This is a genomic window from Synechococcus sp. BMK-MC-1 (assembly GCF_014279955.1).
Taxonomy (GTDB): domain Bacteria; phylum Cyanobacteriota; class Cyanobacteriia; order PCC-6307; family Cyanobiaceae; genus Synechococcus_C.
This window is the reverse complement of the sequence record NZ_CP047939.1, coordinates 1,524,573-1,541,245: the sequence shown is the minus strand read 5'-3', so window position 1 is coordinate 1,541,245 and position 16,673 is coordinate 1,524,573. Positions and strand designations below refer to the sequence as shown.

The 16,673-nt window shown below is 61.9% G+C and carries 16 protein-coding genes and 1 tRNA gene; 7 read left to right on the top strand and 10 right to left on the bottom strand.

All coding sequences use genetic code 11. The features are described 5' to 3' along the window. The first annotated feature begins 31 nt into the window (after positions 1 to 31). Entirely contained in the window at positions 32 to 625 is a 594-nt protein-coding gene (locus SynBMKMC1_RS08610; protein WP_186473395.1) for an RluA family pseudouridine synthase, read from the top strand. Here the strand turns inward: SynBMKMC1_RS08610 and SynBMKMC1_RS08605 are convergent. Then, positions 622 to 2,727 carry an HDIG domain-containing metalloprotein gene (locus SynBMKMC1_RS08605; protein ID WP_186473394.1) on the bottom strand — a complete coding sequence of 702 codons (2,106 nt, stop codon included), beginning with the start codon at positions 2,725 to 2,727 and terminating at the stop codon, positions 622 to 624. The genes SynBMKMC1_RS08610 and SynBMKMC1_RS08605 overlap by 4 nt on opposite strands. Positions 2,728 to 2,798: 71 nt before the next feature. On the opposite strand from SynBMKMC1_RS08605, the gene folD reads away from it, so the two are divergent. The 4 genes from folD to SynBMKMC1_RS08585 are packed head-to-tail and all read left to right on the top strand — an operon-like array spanning position 2,799 to position 6,650. Beyond that, positions 2,799 to 3,680, top strand: coding sequence for a bifunctional methylenetetrahydrofolate dehydrogenase/methenyltetrahydrofolate cyclohydrolase FolD (folD, locus tag SynBMKMC1_RS08600; protein WP_186471430.1), 882 nt, complete (start codon positions 2,799 to 2,801; stop codon positions 3,678 to 3,680). A 53-nt stretch (positions 3,681 to 3,733) separates the two neighbouring features. Further along, the gene (crtE, locus tag SynBMKMC1_RS08595; protein WP_186471429.1) at positions 3,734 to 4,672 is read left to right on the top strand and encodes a geranylgeranyl diphosphate synthase CrtE; all 939 of its coding nucleotides are present in this window, start codon (positions 3,734 to 3,736) and stop codon (positions 4,670 to 4,672) included. A 2-nt stretch (positions 4,673 to 4,674) separates the two neighbouring features. Next, positions 4,675 to 5,181: a divergent PAP2 family protein gene (locus tag SynBMKMC1_RS08590; protein ID WP_011933471.1), complete on the top strand. Its 507-nt coding sequence runs from the start codon at positions 4,675 to 4,677 to the stop codon at positions 5,179 to 5,181. Then, on the top strand, positions 5,178 to 6,650 hold the full coding sequence (locus tag SynBMKMC1_RS08585) for an AAA family ATPase (protein WP_186471428.1): 1,473 nt from the start codon (positions 5,178 to 5,180) through the stop codon (positions 6,648 to 6,650). Before SynBMKMC1_RS08590 ends, SynBMKMC1_RS08585 begins: the two co-directional genes overlap by 4 nt. Here the strand turns inward: SynBMKMC1_RS08585 and SynBMKMC1_RS08580 are convergent. The 7 genes from SynBMKMC1_RS08580 to petH all read right to left on the bottom strand — a co-directional run bounded on the left by SynBMKMC1_RS08580 (position 6,637) and on the right by petH (position 13,940). Beyond that, a complete protein-coding gene (locus SynBMKMC1_RS08580) occupies positions 6,637 to 7,323 on the bottom strand; it encodes a GAP family protein (protein ID WP_186471427.1) in 687 nt (228 codons plus the stop codon). The genes SynBMKMC1_RS08585 and SynBMKMC1_RS08580 overlap by 14 nt on opposite strands. Then, the gene (locus tag SynBMKMC1_RS08575) at positions 7,323 to 7,916 is read right to left on the bottom strand and encodes a histidine phosphatase family protein (RefSeq protein ID WP_011933468.1); all 594 of its coding nucleotides are present in this window, start codon (positions 7,914 to 7,916) and stop codon (positions 7,323 to 7,325) included. Before SynBMKMC1_RS08575 ends, SynBMKMC1_RS08580 begins: the two co-directional genes overlap by 1 nt. Before the next feature lie 81 nt (positions 7,917 to 7,997). Beyond that, complete coding sequence (locus tag SynBMKMC1_RS08570) at positions 7,998 to 8,348, bottom strand: acylphosphatase (RefSeq protein ID WP_186471426.1); 351 nt, start codon at positions 8,346 to 8,348, stop codon at positions 7,998 to 8,000. Next, positions 8,297 to 9,694: a cobyrinate a,c-diamide synthase gene (locus SynBMKMC1_RS08565; protein ID WP_186471425.1), complete on the bottom strand. Its 1,398-nt coding sequence runs from the start codon at positions 9,692 to 9,694 to the stop codon at positions 8,297 to 8,299. The genes SynBMKMC1_RS08570 and SynBMKMC1_RS08565 overlap by 52 nt, the downstream gene beginning before the upstream one ends. Before the next feature lie 45 nt (positions 9,695 to 9,739). Beyond that, the gene (locus SynBMKMC1_RS08560; RefSeq protein WP_186471424.1) at positions 9,740 to 11,023 is read right to left on the bottom strand and encodes a glucose-6-phosphate dehydrogenase assembly protein OpcA; all 1,284 of its coding nucleotides are present in this window, start codon (positions 11,021 to 11,023) and stop codon (positions 9,740 to 9,742) included. Between the two features lie 52 nt (positions 11,024 to 11,075). Beyond that, positions 11,076 to 12,599, bottom strand: coding sequence for a glucose-6-phosphate dehydrogenase (zwf, locus tag SynBMKMC1_RS08555; protein ID WP_186471423.1), 1,524 nt, complete (start codon positions 12,597 to 12,599; stop codon positions 11,076 to 11,078). 162 nt (positions 12,600 to 12,761) lie between these two features. Then, positions 12,762 to 13,940, bottom strand: coding sequence for a ferredoxin--NADP reductase (petH, locus tag SynBMKMC1_RS08550; RefSeq protein ID WP_186471422.1), 1,179 nt, complete (start codon positions 13,938 to 13,940; stop codon positions 12,762 to 12,764). A 206-nt stretch (positions 13,941 to 14,146) separates the two neighbouring features. Between petH and SynBMKMC1_RS08545 the strand changes: the two genes are divergently transcribed. Further along, complete coding sequence (locus SynBMKMC1_RS08545) at positions 14,147 to 14,614, top strand: SRPBCC family protein (RefSeq protein WP_255486389.1); 468 nt, start codon at positions 14,147 to 14,149, stop codon at positions 14,612 to 14,614. Positions 14,615 to 14,685: 71 nt separating this feature from the next. Here the strand turns inward: SynBMKMC1_RS08545 and SynBMKMC1_RS08540 are convergent. Next, positions 14,686 to 14,758: transfer RNA gene (locus SynBMKMC1_RS08540), tRNA-Glu, on the bottom strand. Positions 14,759 to 14,799: 41 nt separating this feature from the next. Beyond that, on the bottom strand, positions 14,800 to 15,942 hold the full coding sequence (locus SynBMKMC1_RS08535) for a histidine kinase (protein WP_186471420.1): 1,143 nt from the start codon (positions 15,940 to 15,942) through the stop codon (positions 14,800 to 14,802). Between the two features lie 112 nt (positions 15,943 to 16,054). On the opposite strand from SynBMKMC1_RS08535, the gene SynBMKMC1_RS08530 reads away from it, so the two are divergent. Continuing rightward, complete coding sequence (locus SynBMKMC1_RS08530) at positions 16,055 to 16,627, top strand: hypothetical protein (RefSeq protein ID WP_011933460.1); 573 nt, start codon at positions 16,055 to 16,057, stop codon at positions 16,625 to 16,627. Positions 16,628 to 16,673: the final 46 nt, after the last annotated feature.

Genomic DNA, 16,673 nt, shown 5'->3' with positions numbered 1-16,673 from the left:
TGGACTGCCCCTCGTTTTCGATCATCCCCGTTTGCTGGTGGTGGACAAACCAGCAGGCCTGCTGTGCCAGCCCGGTCTGGGTGCTCACCAGCGCGATTCCCTGATCAGCCGCCTCCAGCATGCGTGCCCTGATCTGCGCCTCGTGCATCGTCTCGATCGCGACACCTCAGGACTCGTGCTTCTGGCGAAGGATGCCGACACGCAACGGGTGTTGGGCGCTCTGTTTGCAGCGCGAAGGGTCGGGAAGCTGTATCTCGCTGATGTTCAGGGATCGATGGGAGCGGTCAGCGGACGGATCGATCTCCCCCTGGCGCGTTTGAATCGTCAACCGCCCACCTATGGCGTGCATCCCGACGGCAAGGCGTGCCTCACGCTCTGGCGACGTTTGCAGCGGATGGAAACCAGAACGCGTCTCTGGCTCTGCCCGAGGACAGGCCGATCCCATCAGCTGCGTGCCCATCTGGCGGCCCTTCACCATCCGATCATCGGCGACCCGATCTACAACCCAGGCTGCGCAGCGGGGGGGCTGCGGCTCAGGGCGATCGCCTTGCGTTTCCCTGACCCTGATCAACCAGGCAGTCAGGTGCGTGTACGCGCTCCATGGCCCGCCTGGGCTCACCTCTAAGCCGTGAATCGCCGTTTGGCCGGAATCGGGTAGGGAATGCGGCGATGGCGCATGCGGCGCCACACCTTCACGAATGCCCGCATCACTAGCTCGAGCTCCGCGCGACTGAGGCTGCTTTGACGCAACTGTCCATCGCTCAGCCGCGCTTCCACAATGCGCTTCACGGTGGCCCGGGCTTCCGCATCGCTCGTGTCGGGCGGCAACGAGCGCAGGGCGGCCTCGCAACCGTCCGCCACCATCATGATTCCCGTCTCCTTGGAGCGGGGCGTAGGGCCGTGATAGCGAAAGCGCTGCTCTGAAATCTCGGGATCCTTCAGCCGTGCCTGGTGCAGGAAATACCCCATCCGCAAGGTTCCCTGATGCTCGGGAATGAAGTCGGCGATCGGTCGGGGCAGCCGGTGGCGCCTGGCCAATTTCAGACCTTCATCCACATGGGCCTGTAACACCCCCGCGCTGGCGATCGGGTCATTGAGTGCCGTGTGCGGGTTGTGGTCGGTGGTTTGGTTCTCGATGAACCAATCCGGCGCATGCAATTTGCCAACGTCGTGATACAGCGACCCGGTGCGGATCAGATCCACATCGGCACCGATGGCGCGCGCGCCCTCCTCGGCCAGGCTGCAGATCATCAGCGTGTGCTCGAACGTGCCTGGAGCCTCTGAGGAGAGCCGGCGCAGCAGGGGGCGTTCCTGGTCGGCCAGTTCCATCAACCTTGCCCGGGTCAGCAGACCGAAGGAACTTTCGAGCAGGGGAATGACCAGGATCGTCAGCATCATCAGCAGGCCCAGCAACAAGGCTTCCGATGCCAGATCTCCCGAGTTGGGAAGCAGTCGGCTCCAGTCCTGATCCACAAGGGATCCTGACGATCTGTTGAGGAGAAGCAGCTCCAGAACCAACGCTCCGAGCGGCAGCAGCACCGCCAGTTGCAGAAGCTGGGCACGACTTCTGAGCCGGCCCGCCTGAAGAGCGGCCACGGTGGCTGTTGCCGCAGCAATCAGCAGCCGCCCCTCCCCAAGGCCCGTCACCGGTGTGGGCCAGAGCAGGCTGGCAACGGCCATCCATGCCAGGGCGCTGCTGGTTCCAAGGCCCTGGGCCAGGAGCAAGGTGGGCGGCACGATCACCGCCAACGGGCTGACGGCCGCGCCAAACCAAACCTTGCAGGCTTGAGAGATCAGCAGCAATCCCAGGGCCAGCAGTCCATGGGGTGCTTCGAGGCAGGGGCGCTCGCGGCGCATCACGAGCAGGAGAATCCCGCAGGCGGCGAGGGATTCTGTAAATCGGATCAGCCAGATTCCCAATTTGGGTCTGCGGTTCACCAGGCCGAAGAAATCGAGAACGTCGTAGGCCTGGGAGCTGATTGGTTCGCCCTTTTGCGTGATCAAGTCACCTTGGTTGACTTCGATCACGGGGATGCCCTGCTGGGTGATCAGTTTCTCGATCAACCTTTGGCTGCGTTGCGGATCGGTTTTGAGATTGCTGGCACCCTGCAGGGTGGTGGTGAGCAGCTTGGAGCCAAGCGTTCGTGCTGGCGCGTCGGCGGCTCCCAGCTCCTCCAGCTGTAGGGATGTGGCCTGACGCAGCTGTTCTTCGGCCAGGTTGTTGACCAATCCCTGGCTGAGCATGCGTTCGAGCGCCCTGCGCACAGCCATATCCCAGCTCAGGCGTTCGTCCGGTAAGCGCTCTTCAAGCCAGTCCTCTTCTGCGGCGCTCAGGTTCACCGGGCCGATCCGATCGGCATCATCGCTGCTGGCGACCCGTTCCAGTTCTCCCAGATAGCGTTCGAGACGCATGCGCAGTTGCTGATCCTGCTTGTTGTCGATCACCTGAACCAGCGTGCTCGGCACCAAGCTCGATCGCCGTTGCTTCAGCGCTTCGCTGTCGACCACCCGGGCATCCTTCGGTGCCACTGCGTCAAACGGCGCTGTCAGGCCCGGCCGCACATCGGGCTCCACCAGCCATGGCCAACTGGAAATCAGCGCCACCAAAAGGCACAGCACCAGGAGAACGCTGCGTTGCAGGCGGGTCCAGCGCAGCACCGGCCGCCGCGGAGACTCACTCCTGAGCCAGGATCTCCAGAACCTTGCTAGGGAATGCGAACGCAAGATTGGTGGATGCTTCCAGAGGAAACGCTAGCTCTGCTGGAGCGGCATGCTGGATTCACATGCATCAGTCGGCGATGGCCCTCAGATTGGATGGAAAAGCGCTGGCCAAGGAGCTGGAACAGCGCCTCGCCCAGCAGGTGCGCAGCGGCTGTGCCAAGGCCGGCCGCCCGCCAGGCCTTGCTGTTCTGCGGGTGGGTGATGATCCCGCCAGCGCGGTGTACGTGGCCAACAAGGAGAAAGCCTGCGCCCGGGTGGGTGTGGAGAGCTTCGGGGCCCATCTACCGGCGTCCTCGCAACCGGAGACCCTGCTGAAGACCATCCAAGCGCTCAATGCCGATGAGCGGGTGGATGGAATCTTGCTGCAGCTGCCCTTGCCGGCGGGTCTTGATGAAACCCCTCTGTTGGCTGCGATCGATCCCGATAAGGACGCGGATGGTCTGCACACACTCAACCTTGGCCGCCTCTTGAAGGGTGAACCCGGCCCGCGCAGCTGCACCCCTGCCGGCGTGATGGCCATGTTGCGCAGTCAGGGCATTGATCCCTCCGGCAAACGCGCTGTAGTGGTGGGACGCAGCATTCTTGTGGGCCAGCCGATGGCCCTGATGCTTCAGGCGGCCAACGCAACGGTCACGGTGGCGCACTCCCGCACCCGCGATCTCGCCGCCCTCACCCGTCAGGCCGACATTCTTGTGGTCGCAGCGGGACGGCCGGAGATGATCGGTGCTGAGCATGTGGCCCCCGGTGCCGTGGTTGTGGATGTGGGCATTCACCGCCGGCCTGAGGGTGGATTGTGCGGTGATGTGAACGCTGCCGAACTGGAGCCACTGGCTGCAGCGCTCTCTCCCGTTCCGGGCGGCGTAGGTCCGATGACCGTCACCATGCTCCTGGTGAACACAGTGCTGGCCTGGAGCCGACGCCATCAGCTCGATCATGATCTTGCTGACCTCGTGCCGTGATCGTGCTCGTGGGACCTGCGGCCTGACAGAATCCGGCGAGCATCCTGTTCTTCATGACCGCCACGGCGAGCAGCCCTGAAGGTGTCACGCCGTCGGGTGAGGATCAGGCTGAATTCGATTTCAGTTCCTATCTGGCCAAGACCCGGGAGCTGGTCGAGCAGTCGCTGGATGCGGCTCTCGGTCCTGAGCGGCCCGAGTCTCTTCGCGAGTCGATGCGCTACTCACTCCTGGCTGGAGGCAAGCGGCTCAGGCCGATCCTCTGCCTGGCAGCTTGTGAGCTGGTTGGCGGTGATGCCTCCCTGGCGATGCCAACGGCCGTGGCTCTGGAGATGATCCACACCATGTCGCTGATCCACGACGATCTGCCGGCCATGGACAACGACGATCTGCGGCGTGGTCGCCCCACCAATCACAAGGTGTACGGCGATGCCATGGCCATTCTCGCCGGTGATGCCCTGCTCAGCCGAGCCTTTGAAATGGTGGCCGTGCGCAGTGAGGGGGTGCCACCCGAACGCTTGCTGAAGGTGGTGGCCGAGCTGTCTCTTGTGTCTGGAGCCCCGGGACTGGTGGGTGGCCAGGTGGTGGATCTGGAAAGTGAGGGTCGTGAGGTTGATCTGGAAACACTGGAATACATCCATCTCCACAAGACCGCAGCTCTGCTTCGGGCCTGTGTCGTCACCGGTGCTTTGATCGGCGGCGCCGACGCCAGTCAGGTCGATGCCATGCGCACGTACGCCAATGGCATCGGCCTTGCTTTCCAGATCGTGGATGACATCCTGGACGTCACCGCCAGCAGCGACGTGCTCGGTAAAACAGCCGGCAAGGACCTGATCGCTGATAAAACCACCTATCCGAAACTTCTCGGTCTCGAACCGTCTCGGGCTCGCGCCCTTGAGTTGGTGGCTCAGGCCAAAGCGGTGCTCGAACCGTGGAAAGCCAAGGCGCAGCCGCTTCTGGCGCTCGCGGACTACGTCGCGAGCCGGGACCGTTGACCATGCTGTTTGCCTCGTTGAGCGCACCGCTCCAGCTTCTCGATAACGCCTCTCTGGCCTGGGGGCTCGCGGCCTGCGGGATCGCGCAGCTCTCGAAGCTGTTCATCGAATTGGTCACCCAGCGCCGATGGCGCCCGCAGGTGTTGATCGAAACCGGAGGAATGCCATCAAGCCATTCGGCACTGGTCACCGGTACAGCCGCTGCCGTGGGTTGGCTCGATGGATTTGACTCCCCCGCTTTCGCTTTGGCCTCCACAGTGGCTTTTGTGGTGATGTACGACGCCAGTGGCGTGCGGCGTGCGGCGGGGTTCACTGCCGAGAGAGTGAATGCTCTGCCCAGCAATCTCTGGGATCCATCCCCTGACAAACCCCTGAAAGAACGCTTGGGTCACTCCAGGCTCGAGGTGCTGGTTGGAAGCCTGCTCGGCCCAGCAATCGCTCTTCCAGGGTTGGTGTTTGTTGGTTCTCCCCTGCATCTGGCCCAGGTTCTGTCTCAGGCGTTCGGGTGAGCTCGCCCGCCCATTCCGAGCTGGCTCTCACCAGTGATCAGCAACAGGCCGCCGATGCCTTTGCCGACTGGCTTCATCAAGCCGATGCCACCGTCCCGTTCGTGCTCAGTGGCTTCGCTGGCAGCGGCAAGACGTTCCTCTCCATGCGTCTTCTCCAGCAGGTGGAGGCCAGTGGCCTCTGCTGGACTGTCGTCGCTCCGACCCATAAGGCCGTGGGTGTGCTCAGGCAGGCCCTGGCGCTTGAAGGGCTGCGCCCAACCTGGTATCCATCCACCATCCACCGTCTGCTGCGTCTCAAGCTCAAGCGACAGGGGGATCGTGAACTGTGTGAATCCACCGAGCAGACGGCTGCAGCCCTTGAGCATCTCGGTTTGGTGCTGATCGATGAAGCCTCCATGGTGGACAGCGCCCTACTGGCGATCGCCCTGCAGTGCGCACACACCTTCAGCACCCGACTGGTGTTTGTTGGGGATCCGGCCCAGCTGCCGCCGGTGGGAGAGAGCGACAGCCCTGTTTTTGCCATGACGCGGGCCGTGAATGCCTGCCTCAAGCAGGTGGTGCGCCATCAAGGCCCTGTGCTGCAATTGGCCAGTTGTCTGCGTGATGGCCGACTGCCCTGTGAGGTGCCACCGCTTCTGGCTCCGGTGCGCACGGATCTGGGCCAGGTGGGGGTGATGAACCGCTCCGATTGGCTCAGTCGCGCTCAGGAGGCTCTGCGGCAGGCGGCAGCCTGCGATAACCCCGATGCAGCCAGGATTCTTTGCTACACCAACCGCAGGCTTGAGCTGCTGGTCCCCCACGCACGCCGGGCGATTCATGGCGAGATGGCCGATCAGATGGCGGTGTTGCCGGGTGAGGTGCTGATCACCCGCACCGCGGTGATGGCCCCGGCCTCACGGGATGGTGGCGAGACCGGAGAGGAGCCCGATCTGGTGCTCGGTTCCAATCGTGAACTTGTGGTGGAGGACGTGTCCCCTGAACGTTGCGACCTGGCGGAGTTCGGTGTGGCCGGCGAGGCCCAGCTCGCATTGGCTGGTTTGGGTGCACCTGTGATTGAAACCCTGAATGCACGGGTGCGTAGCGGGGAGCTCGAACTCAACCTGCGCCTGCAACCGCCTGCCGGCACCTCCGCCAGGCAGCAACTAGACGCCCTGCTCCAGCAGTTGCGCTCGCAGGCCCGTGACGCCGGTAAGCAGGGGGGACGTCCGCTCTGGCGCCGCTATTTCCTGGTGCGCGATGCCTTCGCGTCGCTGGGACCTGCGGCTGTGCTCACCGTGCACCGCAGCCAAGGCAGCAGTTTTGGCGAGGTGTTTGTCGCCGACGATGTGTTCTGGCCCCAGGACCTTGATCTGCGCCGGCAGCTTGCGTATGTGGCAGTCAGCCGCGCCCGTGAGGGGGTTTGGATCGCAGGCCGTGCCGGTTCTGAAGGGGCCAGACAACGTTGGGCTCAGGCCCTCAAAGCAGGCTGAGACCGCTGATGCCCTGCCACCCCAGATAGCCCCCCAGGCCCAGGCTGACCCCCCCCACCACCAGTCCGCCTCGGGCAAACAGCACTTGCTTGCCTTTCTCGAGGATTGGAATCACCTTGTCGCGTCCGATGATCACGGCGATCAGTGGGGCCAAGAGAAAAAGGCTGGCTCCGATTGTGAATGCTGCCAATCCCACGATCTCCTGCCAGGTGGGCAGCTGGGCTGCGAGAACAACACCCGCCGACTTGGCGAAGAGCACGAGGTCGTCGGGGCTGATCACCTCTCCCGCTGCGCCAAGGAGCAGCAGCAGTGGCAACGGCATGGCCACAAAGCGATCGATGCTGGTGGTCCAGGCCGGTGGCTCGGCTCCATCGGCGAAGGAACGCAGCAGCTCCCTGCCGCCGATGGCCACCAAGGCTCCACCCGCCAGCAGATCAAGGCCCGTGCGGTGATGAGAGCCGTGGCTCATGTCGAGAACAAGGGTGTGCCCCACCGTCACCAGCAGGGTTGCGGTGAGCAGGGTGGTGACCACCCAGCCCGCAACAAACCAGCCACCGCGGCGCAGGGGCTGGGGGCCCAACAACAGGAGCAGCAGAACAGCAATGTGAATTGGTGAGAGGCCGATGCCCGTGCCGTAGGCCAGCAGTTCGGCCCAGAGAGTGGTGTCGCTCATCAGAACCGGCCGTTGGCCGGAGCGTTCCAACGAACGATCGCACGGTTTTCGCGCTCGAATCCCAGCACGCAGATGCTCCCTGTACTGAGCTTCAACAGGCTGCCGCCCACAGCACCCAGACCAAGCCAGGTGCCCGCGAGCGATCGCAGCAAGTGTCCATGGGCGAAGAGGGCCACATCCCCTGGTTCGGGAACCTCCAGGGCGCGTTGGATGGCGATTTCGCAGCGCTTTTGCACGGCTTCGGCATCTTCGCCGTTGGGGCAACCATGGCTCCAGACCGTCCAACCCGGCACCGTCTTGCGGATCTCCGGCGTGGTCACTCCTTCGTAATCGCCGTAATTCCATTCCAGCAATTCCGGCATCACCTGGGCCTGCTCCCCGAGGCCGCCCAGCTCGCAGGTCCGACGCGCTCGTTGCAGAGGGGAGCTGAACACGGCGGCAAAGGTCTGGCTTGTCAGCACCGGTGCCAGCAGTCGTGCTTCCTCCTCACCCTCAGGAAGCAGGGGAAGATCGGTGCTGCCGGTATGCCGTCCGTTCTTGGCCCATTCCGTAGCGCCATGGCGCAACAGCCAGAGCTGACGATGTTCGGCCATAGGTCACTGGTGACGATGTAATCGGATTGTGACCATCAGCGCGATCCCTGGCGGTGTTGCCGGTGCCATCGCAGCGCTTGGTTAGTTGCGGATTTCGAACCAGTCCGCTCCTGTGATGGGCAGCTGCGAGGGCCTCACCTGGCTCACGCGCGCATCGGCGGGACCGCGTTCGCACCAGAGGCGCAATTCACTCAGCGCCATGGGTGTTCCCTCCGCTTGCACCTCCACGCGGCCATCGGGGAGGTTGCGAACCCAACCGCTCAGGCCGAGATCCATGGCGCGACGGCAACACCCCTGCCTGAACCCAACACCTTGAACCTTTCCTTCCACAAAAAACCGCCAGCGTTCCGTCGTGATGGTGGGCTTGTGTTTGCCTCGGCTCAAGAAACGGCCGCGTTCCGCGTTGCCGCGGTTTCGAGAGCGGCGCGCCATCGGCATGAGATCGTCGAGGAGCCGGCCCAGTGGAGGTGTACCCAGCTGGCGTGCAGGCTCGGAAGGCTCCATCCCTCGTGTCTCCGCGAGATTTTCCACCCCTCAACCTGCCACAGGGGTTTCACTCCTTCAACGAAATCACCGGATTCTTTGCTCAATTGCCAGCGGTGGAATTCATGCCCTCTCAAGCACTCCCCTGCGCGCAGCAGTAATCCATCATCTGCCGCGCGCAGCGAGCGATAGCCCACCTGCAGGGCTCCGCGCTCGGCGCGGAAGGGCAGCACGCCTGCCATGGGATGGTGCGTTCCCTCAGCGTCACTAAGTGACTCACCCAGCATCAGCATGCCGCCGCACTCGGCGTAGAGGGGTTTCTGGGTGATCCACTGCTGAAGGGCCGAAAGGCTGCGGCGGCAGTGGCTGAGCGCTTCTGCATGCAGTTCGGGAAAGCCACCCGGCAGGATCAGTCCCGAAGCCTGCGCTGGTGGCGGTTCATCGGCGAGCGGGCTCCAGGGAATGACGGGCATGGCCATGGCTTCCAGGCATTCCTGCATTTCCGGGTAACGAAAATGAAAGGCCTCGTCCTGAGCGACGGCCACAGGCATGACCATGGGTTTGGGCTGCTGCTCCAAGACCGGGGCCAGCACGGTTTGGATCGGATCCGGACCGGCGGCAGGTGCCTTCAGCAACGGTTCGAACCTCTGCAGATCCAGATGGGAGGAGGCCAGTGCGGCCCAGCGAGTGATCCGTTCCTGCATCGCTCCGAGCTCATGGGCTGGCGCCAGGCCAAGGTGTCGGCTGGGAAGATTCAGGCTCGCGTCCCGCGGCAGACTTCCCAGACAGGGAACGTTGATCTCTTCGAGCACGGTGCCCAGCAGCTCGCGATGGCGCGGGCTGGACACGCGATTGAGCACCACCCCCGCCAGGTTCACGCGCGGCTCCAGGGTTTGGAACCCGCGCACCACGGCCGCCAGGGATCGGGCCTGTCTGCCGGCATCCACCACCAGCACCACCGGCAGATTCAGATGTCTGGCAACAGCAGCCGTGCTGCCTTCGGAGCTGGCTCCGATGCCGTCGTACAGGCCCATCACGCCTTCGACTATGGCCATGTCGCACCGACCGCCAAATCCGCGGAAGCTGAGATCCACCCACTCCTGGCCGCAGAGGGAGAGGTCGAGATTCCGGCAGACGTTGCCAGCACTGAGGCTGAGGAGCTGGGGATCGAGATAGTCAGGCCCCACCTTGAAGGGCTGAATGCTCTTCCCCTGATGCCGCGCCCAGGCAATCAGGCAGAGGGTGAGCAGAGTTTTGCCACTGCCGCTGGCCGGAGCAGCGATCACACAGGCCATGAACTGAGCGGGACAGTGGAACCGTGGGCCCCGCTCAGCGGGACATCACTTGATCAGCTTGGCAGCCAGGGGGGCCGCGGCGGCCAGCAGCGGATTGGTGGAGTCGTGACCACCCTCCAGCAGCTTGGCCACATCGGCCTCCACGGGCATTGGCTGCACGGCAACCACTTCCTCGATCAGTTCCATGCTGGCCATCCCACCGGCTTCCAGGCGCATGCAGCCCCCGGACTCCGCACAGAGGATCACGCAGATCGCAGGTTTGTCCTCGGGCTTGCAGATCAGGCGCAATCCCACGATCTGGCCGGGGTGAATGCTCGGTTGCCCCATGGGCACTGGTGAAACACGCATCTGCACAGCCGTTCCGTCCGCGCGCGCGAATTCAGCACTGATGCTGTGGTCGTCGTGATGCTGGGTGCGTTGCAGATGCCAGCCCAAGCGATCGGCGATCCAGCTGGCCAGCAGGAGTCCTTGAACCGGATGGTCTCCTTCCACGTCGATGTCCAGCTGCACCACATGGCTGAGGGCGTTTCTGCGGTTCGGTGGATCAAACACCATGGCCAGGGTTTGATGCCAGCTTCCGAGTCTCAGCCAATTGAGGTCGTTGACGGCCTGGCCGCTTTCGATCCTCGTCGCGAGGAGATTCAGGCAGAACCCAGGGTCACCCAGGGCTGAATCGATGATCAGCCGTCGGGGAGATCCTGCGAGCTGCATCAGAAGTTCGGGCGCCTCATCGAGGGCACCGTTCCACCACACCCAGGAGGGCAGATCCTCAGGCAGGAGCGGCTGCAGGATGGAAAGACCGTCGTTCAGTGCAGGTTGCCCTCCGCGCAGAACCACCACATCACCGCAAGCAACGGTTCCACCCCCCTCCTCAGGCAGTGGGCAGTAGGCCGCAACCAGGGTTTCCAAGGCCTGGTGATCATCCAGGCTTGGAGCCAGGGTGATCAGCCGACGGGGCCTGAGGGCGCTGAGGGCTGCATCGATATGCTGGCCCCTGAGGTCATCAGCTTGCTGGGATCCGCCCATGCTGCTCAGGCACGCTGCCACCGGCGCAGTGAGCGGTGAAGTGCTCAAAGGCAGATCTCCATCCACCACGACCTGGCGACCGGCCTGAACCAGCTCGGCGCGCTGCACCCCGGTGATCGGTCCCTCAAGGCGACCGGTCCGCACCAGCTGCTGTTCCACCCAGGACGGCTGCCAGATCAGCAGACAGAACGTGTGGGAGCCAACGCCCCCCTGCTGGTCGCGTGACCAGAGCTGTTCCAGGTAGCTGGGGACTTCCGCAGGGGGGAGTTCCAGGGGGGTCTGAAGCGTGAGCTGGGGTGACATGGTTCAGCTGGTGGGGAAGGGATGGGTGTCTGTGGGTGTCTGTCGAGAACAATCAGGGACGGCGCCAGAGCAGGCCATCGCGGGCCATCAGAGCGTCAGAGGCTGCGGGCCCCCAGGTTCGTGACTCATAGGGATGGATCGGCAGCTGCCATGGGCTGTCTTCAATGAGCTCCAGCAAGGGGGTGTAGAGGCGCCAGGCGGCCTCCACCTCATCGCTGCGGGTGAACAGGGTGGGATCGCCGAGCATCGCGTCCGCCAGCAGACGCACATAGCCCTCGTCGGAGGGTTCCCCGAAGGATTCGTCGTAAGAGAACTCCATCTCCACCGGACGGCTGCGCATGCCGGATCCAGGGGATTTCACCTCGAAACGGAATTCAGCGCCTTCGTCGGGTTGGATGCGCAGGATCAGCTGGTTTGCTGTGGGGCCGCCGCCTGCGGCGTCGAACAAGTGCACCGGCGCTTCCCTGAAGGTGAGGACCACTTCGCTGAGACGTTTCGGCAAGCGCTTGCCGGTGCGCACATAGAACGGCACCCCTTGCCATCGCCAATTGTCGATGAACAGCTTCATGGCCACGTAGGTCTCCGTGGTGCTGTTGGGATCGACCCCAGGCTCCTGCCGGTATCCGGCCAGGGGGGTCTCCTGGGTTCCACCTGGGCCGTACTGACCGCGGATGCAGCAATTCCAGGGTTCGTTTTCATCAGCCAGACGGGCCGCCTGCAGCACCTTGGCTTTTTCGCTGCGAATCGCTTCGGGGTCGAAACGCCCCGGCGTCTCCATGGCCGTGATCGCCAGCATCTGCGTGAGGTGATTTTGCACCATGTCGCGCAGTGCACCAGAGGTTTCGTAGTACCCGGCACGCTCCTCAACGCCAACGGTTTCTGCCGCTGTGATCTGAACGCTGGAGATGTAATTCCGGTTCCAGATCGGTTCGAAAATGGTGTTAGCGAAGCGCAGAACCATGATGTTCTGCACCGTTTCCTTGCCGAGGTAGTGGTCGATGCGGAAGATCTGATTCTCCTGGCCACAGCTTTGAACGATGCGGTTGAGGGCCTGGGCGCTTCCGTAGTCCCGTCCAAAGGGCTTTTCAATCACCACGCGACTGCGTTGGGGATCCTTCAGCAGGCCCGCATCGGCGAGTGCCCGGCAACCACTGCCATAGAACTTCGGCGAAACCGACAAATAAAACGTGCGGTTGCTGCGTGTTGCCCGGAGGCGGTCGATGCTGTCGAGCCGGTGTCCCAGCTTCACAAGATCCTCAGGCTGCTGCAGATCCACAGGCTCGTAGAACATCCCAGCTGCGAACTGGTCCCAGGCCACGCGGTTCTCGTTCACCGTCTTGGTCATGGCCTCGGCCATTTTCTGGCGAAACTCTTCGTCGCTCCAGGGGCGACGGGCGCAGCCAAGAAGAGCGAATTCGCTCGGCAAGCGTCGCTGCAGGAAGAGCTCAAACAACGCTGGGACGAGCTTGCGATGGGTGAGGTCACCGCTCGCTCCGAAGATCACCAGGCACTGGGGTGCGATCACTCGCTCTTGACGCAGTCCGACCCTCAGCGGGTTCGTCATCGTTGCGCTCATGGCACAGCTCGTTCTGACGCTGGTTTAACCAGGAATTTCCGTCCTGACAGTGCTCTAGAACAACCCGCCATGTTTTTTGTTGCTGACCGTCTGAGGTGGCAAGGCAACAAAAAAGCCCGCCATCAGGCGGGCTTCCCTTGGTTGGGGACGGTTTAGCCGACCTCAATAGGTTTCCACATGCCAACGTTCAGCTTTCTTGAGCTGCGGGCGCAACTCCGACCAATCCAGACCCTTGGCAGCAGCAGCAGCGCTCATGGCCTCATCAATACCTGGTTCCATACCGCGCAATCCGCACATGTAGACGTGGGTTTTGGGGTTCTCGATCATGGAGAAGATTTCATCAGCATGTTCGAGGACACGGTCCTGGATGTACATGCGTCCGCCCTTGGTGTTCTGCTGCTCGCGGCTGATGGCCTTCGTGTAGCGGAAATTGTCGGGGTACTGACGCTCGTAATGCTCGAAGTCTTCGTCGTAAAGAAGGTTTGGAGTCTTCGGCGCACCCATAAACAGCCAGGCTTTGCCGCGGAAGTTCCAACCGTTCTTCTCCTGCTCTGTCGGCTCGAACATGCGGCGGAGGTAGGTGCGCATCGGTGCGATCCCTGTGCCTGTAGCCAACATGATCACGTTGGCGTCCTCGTCGTCAGGAAGGAGCATCTCCTTGCCCACAGGACCGGTGATCTTCACTTTGCTGCCTGGCTCGATATCGCAGAGGTAGGTCGAGCAGACCCCTTTGATCTCTTCGCCAGCTTCGTTCTTGTATTCCAGTTGGCGAACACAGAGCGACACCGTGTTGCCTTCCATGTTGTCGCCATGGCGCGTGCTGGCGATGGAGTACAAGCGCAGCTTGTGAGGCTTTCCCTTGGCATCCTCGCCTTCGGGAATGATGCCGATGGATTGACCTTCGACGTAGTCGAGATGGGGATCGCCACCGCTGAGGTCGAAGGTGATGTGCTGCACCCGTCCGATGGCCCCCTCTTTCAGCAGGCTGTAGTTCTCCGTGACAGTGCCGATGAAGGGAGCTTTCGGCTTGTAAAGGTTCACAGGCACAGTTTTGTGTGCCGGTTTGCTTGGGGTGTCGGTCACGGTGGAGGTGGCGGGGGCTTTGGAAACGTTGGAGGCTGTGGAGCCAGGGGAGTGCGCTGGGGCCGAAGCGTTGCCGGCTGTCACCGACAGAATTCTTCCACCACAAGCATTAATGCGCTGAACAGTGGACTGCAGACGGTCGTAAGACACTGTGAAGGTTTGCTCTGACCGGCGCTGATTGGATGACTGCAGACCGACAACAACCAGGGTGAAGACCCGTTCGTTGTAAGTGTTGTTCGCTGCAGAACTGACGCGCATGAGATCCCGCTTCCCTTTGAAGACGGCGCGATCATAGGCGTGACCGTGGGTTTTGATGCACTCGTTTGGGCTGAACGCAACGCTCTGGTCGCTGGGCTGACTTTCATTAAGATTCCGTTGTTATCTTTCTCAGGTTGAGCATCGAAGTCTCCTTGAAGACTCTCCAGCGTGCCTCTCAGGGCCAGCACCAGCCGATCGAGCAGACCATGGAGCGCCTTCCCCAGGGCGTGCGTCGCTTGGCTGTGCAGTTGCGGACTTCAGTGCCGGTCCCTGACCTTTGGTCGGTCTTGACCGATTACGAGGCGCTGAGTGATTTCATTCCGAACCTTTCACGCAGCACGCTTCTGGGCAGGCAGGGCCATGTGGTGAGGCTCTCCCAGATCGGCAGTCAGCAGTTGCTTGGACTGAGGTTTTCCGCGTCAGTGCAGCTGGAACTGAGCGAACACCGTCCGGAAGGTCTCCTCCAGTTCCGCATGCTGAAAGGGGATTTCCGTCGTTTCGAAGGATGCTGGAGACTTCAGGCTGTTCCTGACGCCACCCTTCTTCTGTATGACCTCACAGTTCAGGGCTGTCTGGGAATGCCAGTGGCCTTGATTGAACAGCGTTTGCGCCATGACCTCAGCGAAAACTTGCTCGCTGTTGAAAAGGAAGCCTTGCGACGTGGTTTGGTGTGACGCATCCATGAGTGAATTGATCGCCATCAAGTCACCACGAATCATTCATTCAGATGAATAATTGATCTTCATACCCCCAAGGGGATTCGAACCCCTGTCGCCTCCGTGAAAGGGAGGTGTCCTAGGCCTCTAGACGATGGGGGCGAGGCCGTGATCGTGGGTGTGCTCCCGATCACCAAATGAAATTACGGGGCCGACTGACCCTCCGTCAAGGCGGTGGACATCTTCTCCTGGCCCTGTCCTTGCCAGACCGGAACAGTGAAGGTGAAACAGGCTCCCTTGCCCGGTTCAGAGATCACCCAGATGCGTCCGCCATGCACCTCCACGATGCGCCGACAGACCGATAGGCCGACGCCGAATCCCGATGTTCCCCCCGACGTTTGCGGCAGTCGAACCCTGTCGAGAAAGATGCGTTGCTGCTCTTGTTCGGGAATACCTGGGCCGCTGTCGCTGACGCTGACCTGAATCCACTGATTGGTGCGGTGAAGCATGCTCACGGCAATGGTTCCGCCGTCCTGGGTGTATTTCAGGGCGTTCTCCAGGAGGTTGAGAAGCACCTGACGCATGCGCCGTTGATCGGCGTAAGCCAGGGGAAGGTCGGCAGGTATATCAGTGTGAATGGTCACATCTCTGCCGAACCAAAGCTTTTCGAGCTCGAGGATTGCCTCTGCCGCCACACTGGCCAGATCAAGGCGTTGGGGATTGAACAGGGCTTCCCAGCGCGTGCTTCCCACCTCCAGCAGATCCTTCGACAGCAATGCGATCTCTTCCAGGCGCCGCTTCAGAACATCTCGGAAGCGATTGAGATCGATCTGACCTCGTTGTTGACTTTGCAGGGCGAGGGTGGCGGCTGTGAGTGGCGTGCGCAGCTCATGAGCCACCATGCGCAGCAAGCGTTCCTGCGACTGCAGACGGTCGATCAGTGTTTCGTTTTCCTGACGTAAAACCAGCAGTTGATCCTCGAGTTGGAGCTCGCGCTGCGTACGGCTGCCATCCAGTTCTGTGGGTTTAAGGCTGAGCCCCAGCCCACTCACGACTTCGTCTTGTTGCCACCGCGGCAACCATCCCCGCAGCTGCTGAAAGATGCTGCTGCCGGCAAACACCTGCTTCGGAACAGGCTGAAGCTTCACCAACGCTGGTGTCACTACCAAGCGATGGAGTTCCAACAACTCAGGCTGCTGAAGGGGATCGGCGACCTGAAGCGTTACGTCGAAGCCGCAGTCCTCTTTCTCCAGAAACTGGATCAGGGAACGCAGATCACCGCTGGATAGGTGGTGACGACTGGCAACAAGAAGAAGGCTGAGTTGCTGTCGTGGCGTGGGATCCATCCCGACCACCAGGCGAGGCTCCCAAAGTTGAGCCTCACCTTATGGGTTTTTGCAAAAAGCGGCAGACCCGCTAAGACTTTTTTGTACAGACTGTTGTCACCCAGGACACAGCATGCCCCTTCTGCCTGTCGAACGTCGCGGCGCCCAGCCGCCAGACGGGGATCCCCCCGCCTCTCCGCGGGTCCCCCTCGACGGCAATCTGCGTCGTTGGTTTGCTCGCAACCTGGGACTTTGGCGCTCGCGCCGTCAATACGTTTTCAAGAACGAGGAAGTGATGTTCCTCGACATGATGATCCGTGTGGAAATCTTCGCGGAATCCCGCGTCGGTAAGCCGCGTTATCGCATGAGTTGGTGGCCTGAGCACGACACCGACTTTTTTGATAAAAAACCTCGTTATCAGCGGGAAGGGGTCATGGAGGCCACCTTGCTGGGTCACCAGCTGCAACGCAGCCGCGCCTATCTCGAAGAGGTGGAATCCAAAACGCGCATCCGTCAGGTTGACGAACATGAGGTTGTGTTTGAGTCCCATTACCTCGACTGGGATGTGCAGGAATACACACGCCTGATTGATCAGGATCGTTTCCGCTCAAGAGCGATCTACAGCTGGCAGAAGGGAGATCTGGAAATCGTGGAACATCATCACGAAACGCGGGTGGAAGATGCCTCTGCCCCCATTCCTGGATAAGTCATCAGGGACGGTTCAGCTTCAGTGCCTCACCGTGTGGTGCGAA

Coding starts and splice junctions, on each gene's coding strand:
- folD (WP_186471430.1), top strand. CDS start 2,799: ATGGCCCTCAGATTGGATGGAAAAGCGCTGGCCAAGGAGCTGGAACAG.
- crtE (WP_186471429.1), top strand. CDS start 3,734: ATGACCGCCACGGCGAGCAGCCCTGAAGGTGTCACGCCGTCGGGTGAG.
- SynBMKMC1_RS08590 (WP_011933471.1), top strand. CDS start 4,675: ATGCTGTTTGCCTCGTTGAGCGCACCGCTCCAGCTTCTCGATAACGCC.
- SynBMKMC1_RS08580 (WP_186471427.1), bottom strand. CDS start 7,323: ATGAGCGACACCACTCTCTGGGCCGAACTGCTGGCCTACGGCACGGGC.
- SynBMKMC1_RS08575 (WP_011933468.1), bottom strand. CDS start 7,916: ATGGCCGAACATCGTCAGCTCTGGCTGTTGCGCCATGGCGCTACGGAA.
- SynBMKMC1_RS08570 (WP_186471426.1), bottom strand. CDS start 8,348: ATGGCGCGCCGCTCTCGAAACCGCGGCAACGCGGAACGCGGCCGTTTC.
- SynBMKMC1_RS08565 (WP_186471425.1), bottom strand. CDS start 9,694: ATGGCCTGTGTGATCGCTGCTCCGGCCAGCGGCAGTGGCAAAACTCTG.
- SynBMKMC1_RS08560 (WP_186471424.1), bottom strand. CDS start 11,023: ATGTCACCCCAGCTCACGCTTCAGACCCCCCTGGAACTCCCCCCTGCG.
- zwf (WP_186471423.1), bottom strand. CDS start 12,599: ATGAGCGCAACGATGACGAACCCGCTGAGGGTCGGACTGCGTCAAGAG.
- petH (WP_186471422.1), bottom strand. CDS start 13,940: ATGCGCGTCAGTTCTGCAGCGAACAACACTTACAACGAACGGGTCTTC.
- SynBMKMC1_RS08545 (WP_255486389.1), top strand. CDS start 14,147: ATGGAGCGCCTTCCCCAGGGCGTGCGTCGCTTGGCTGTGCAGTTGCGG.
- SynBMKMC1_RS08535 (WP_186471420.1), bottom strand. CDS start 15,942: ATGGATCCCACGCCACGACAGCAACTCAGCCTTCTTCTTGTTGCCAGT.
- SynBMKMC1_RS08530 (WP_011933460.1), top strand. CDS start 16,055: ATGCCCCTTCTGCCTGTCGAACGTCGCGGCGCCCAGCCGCCAGACGGG.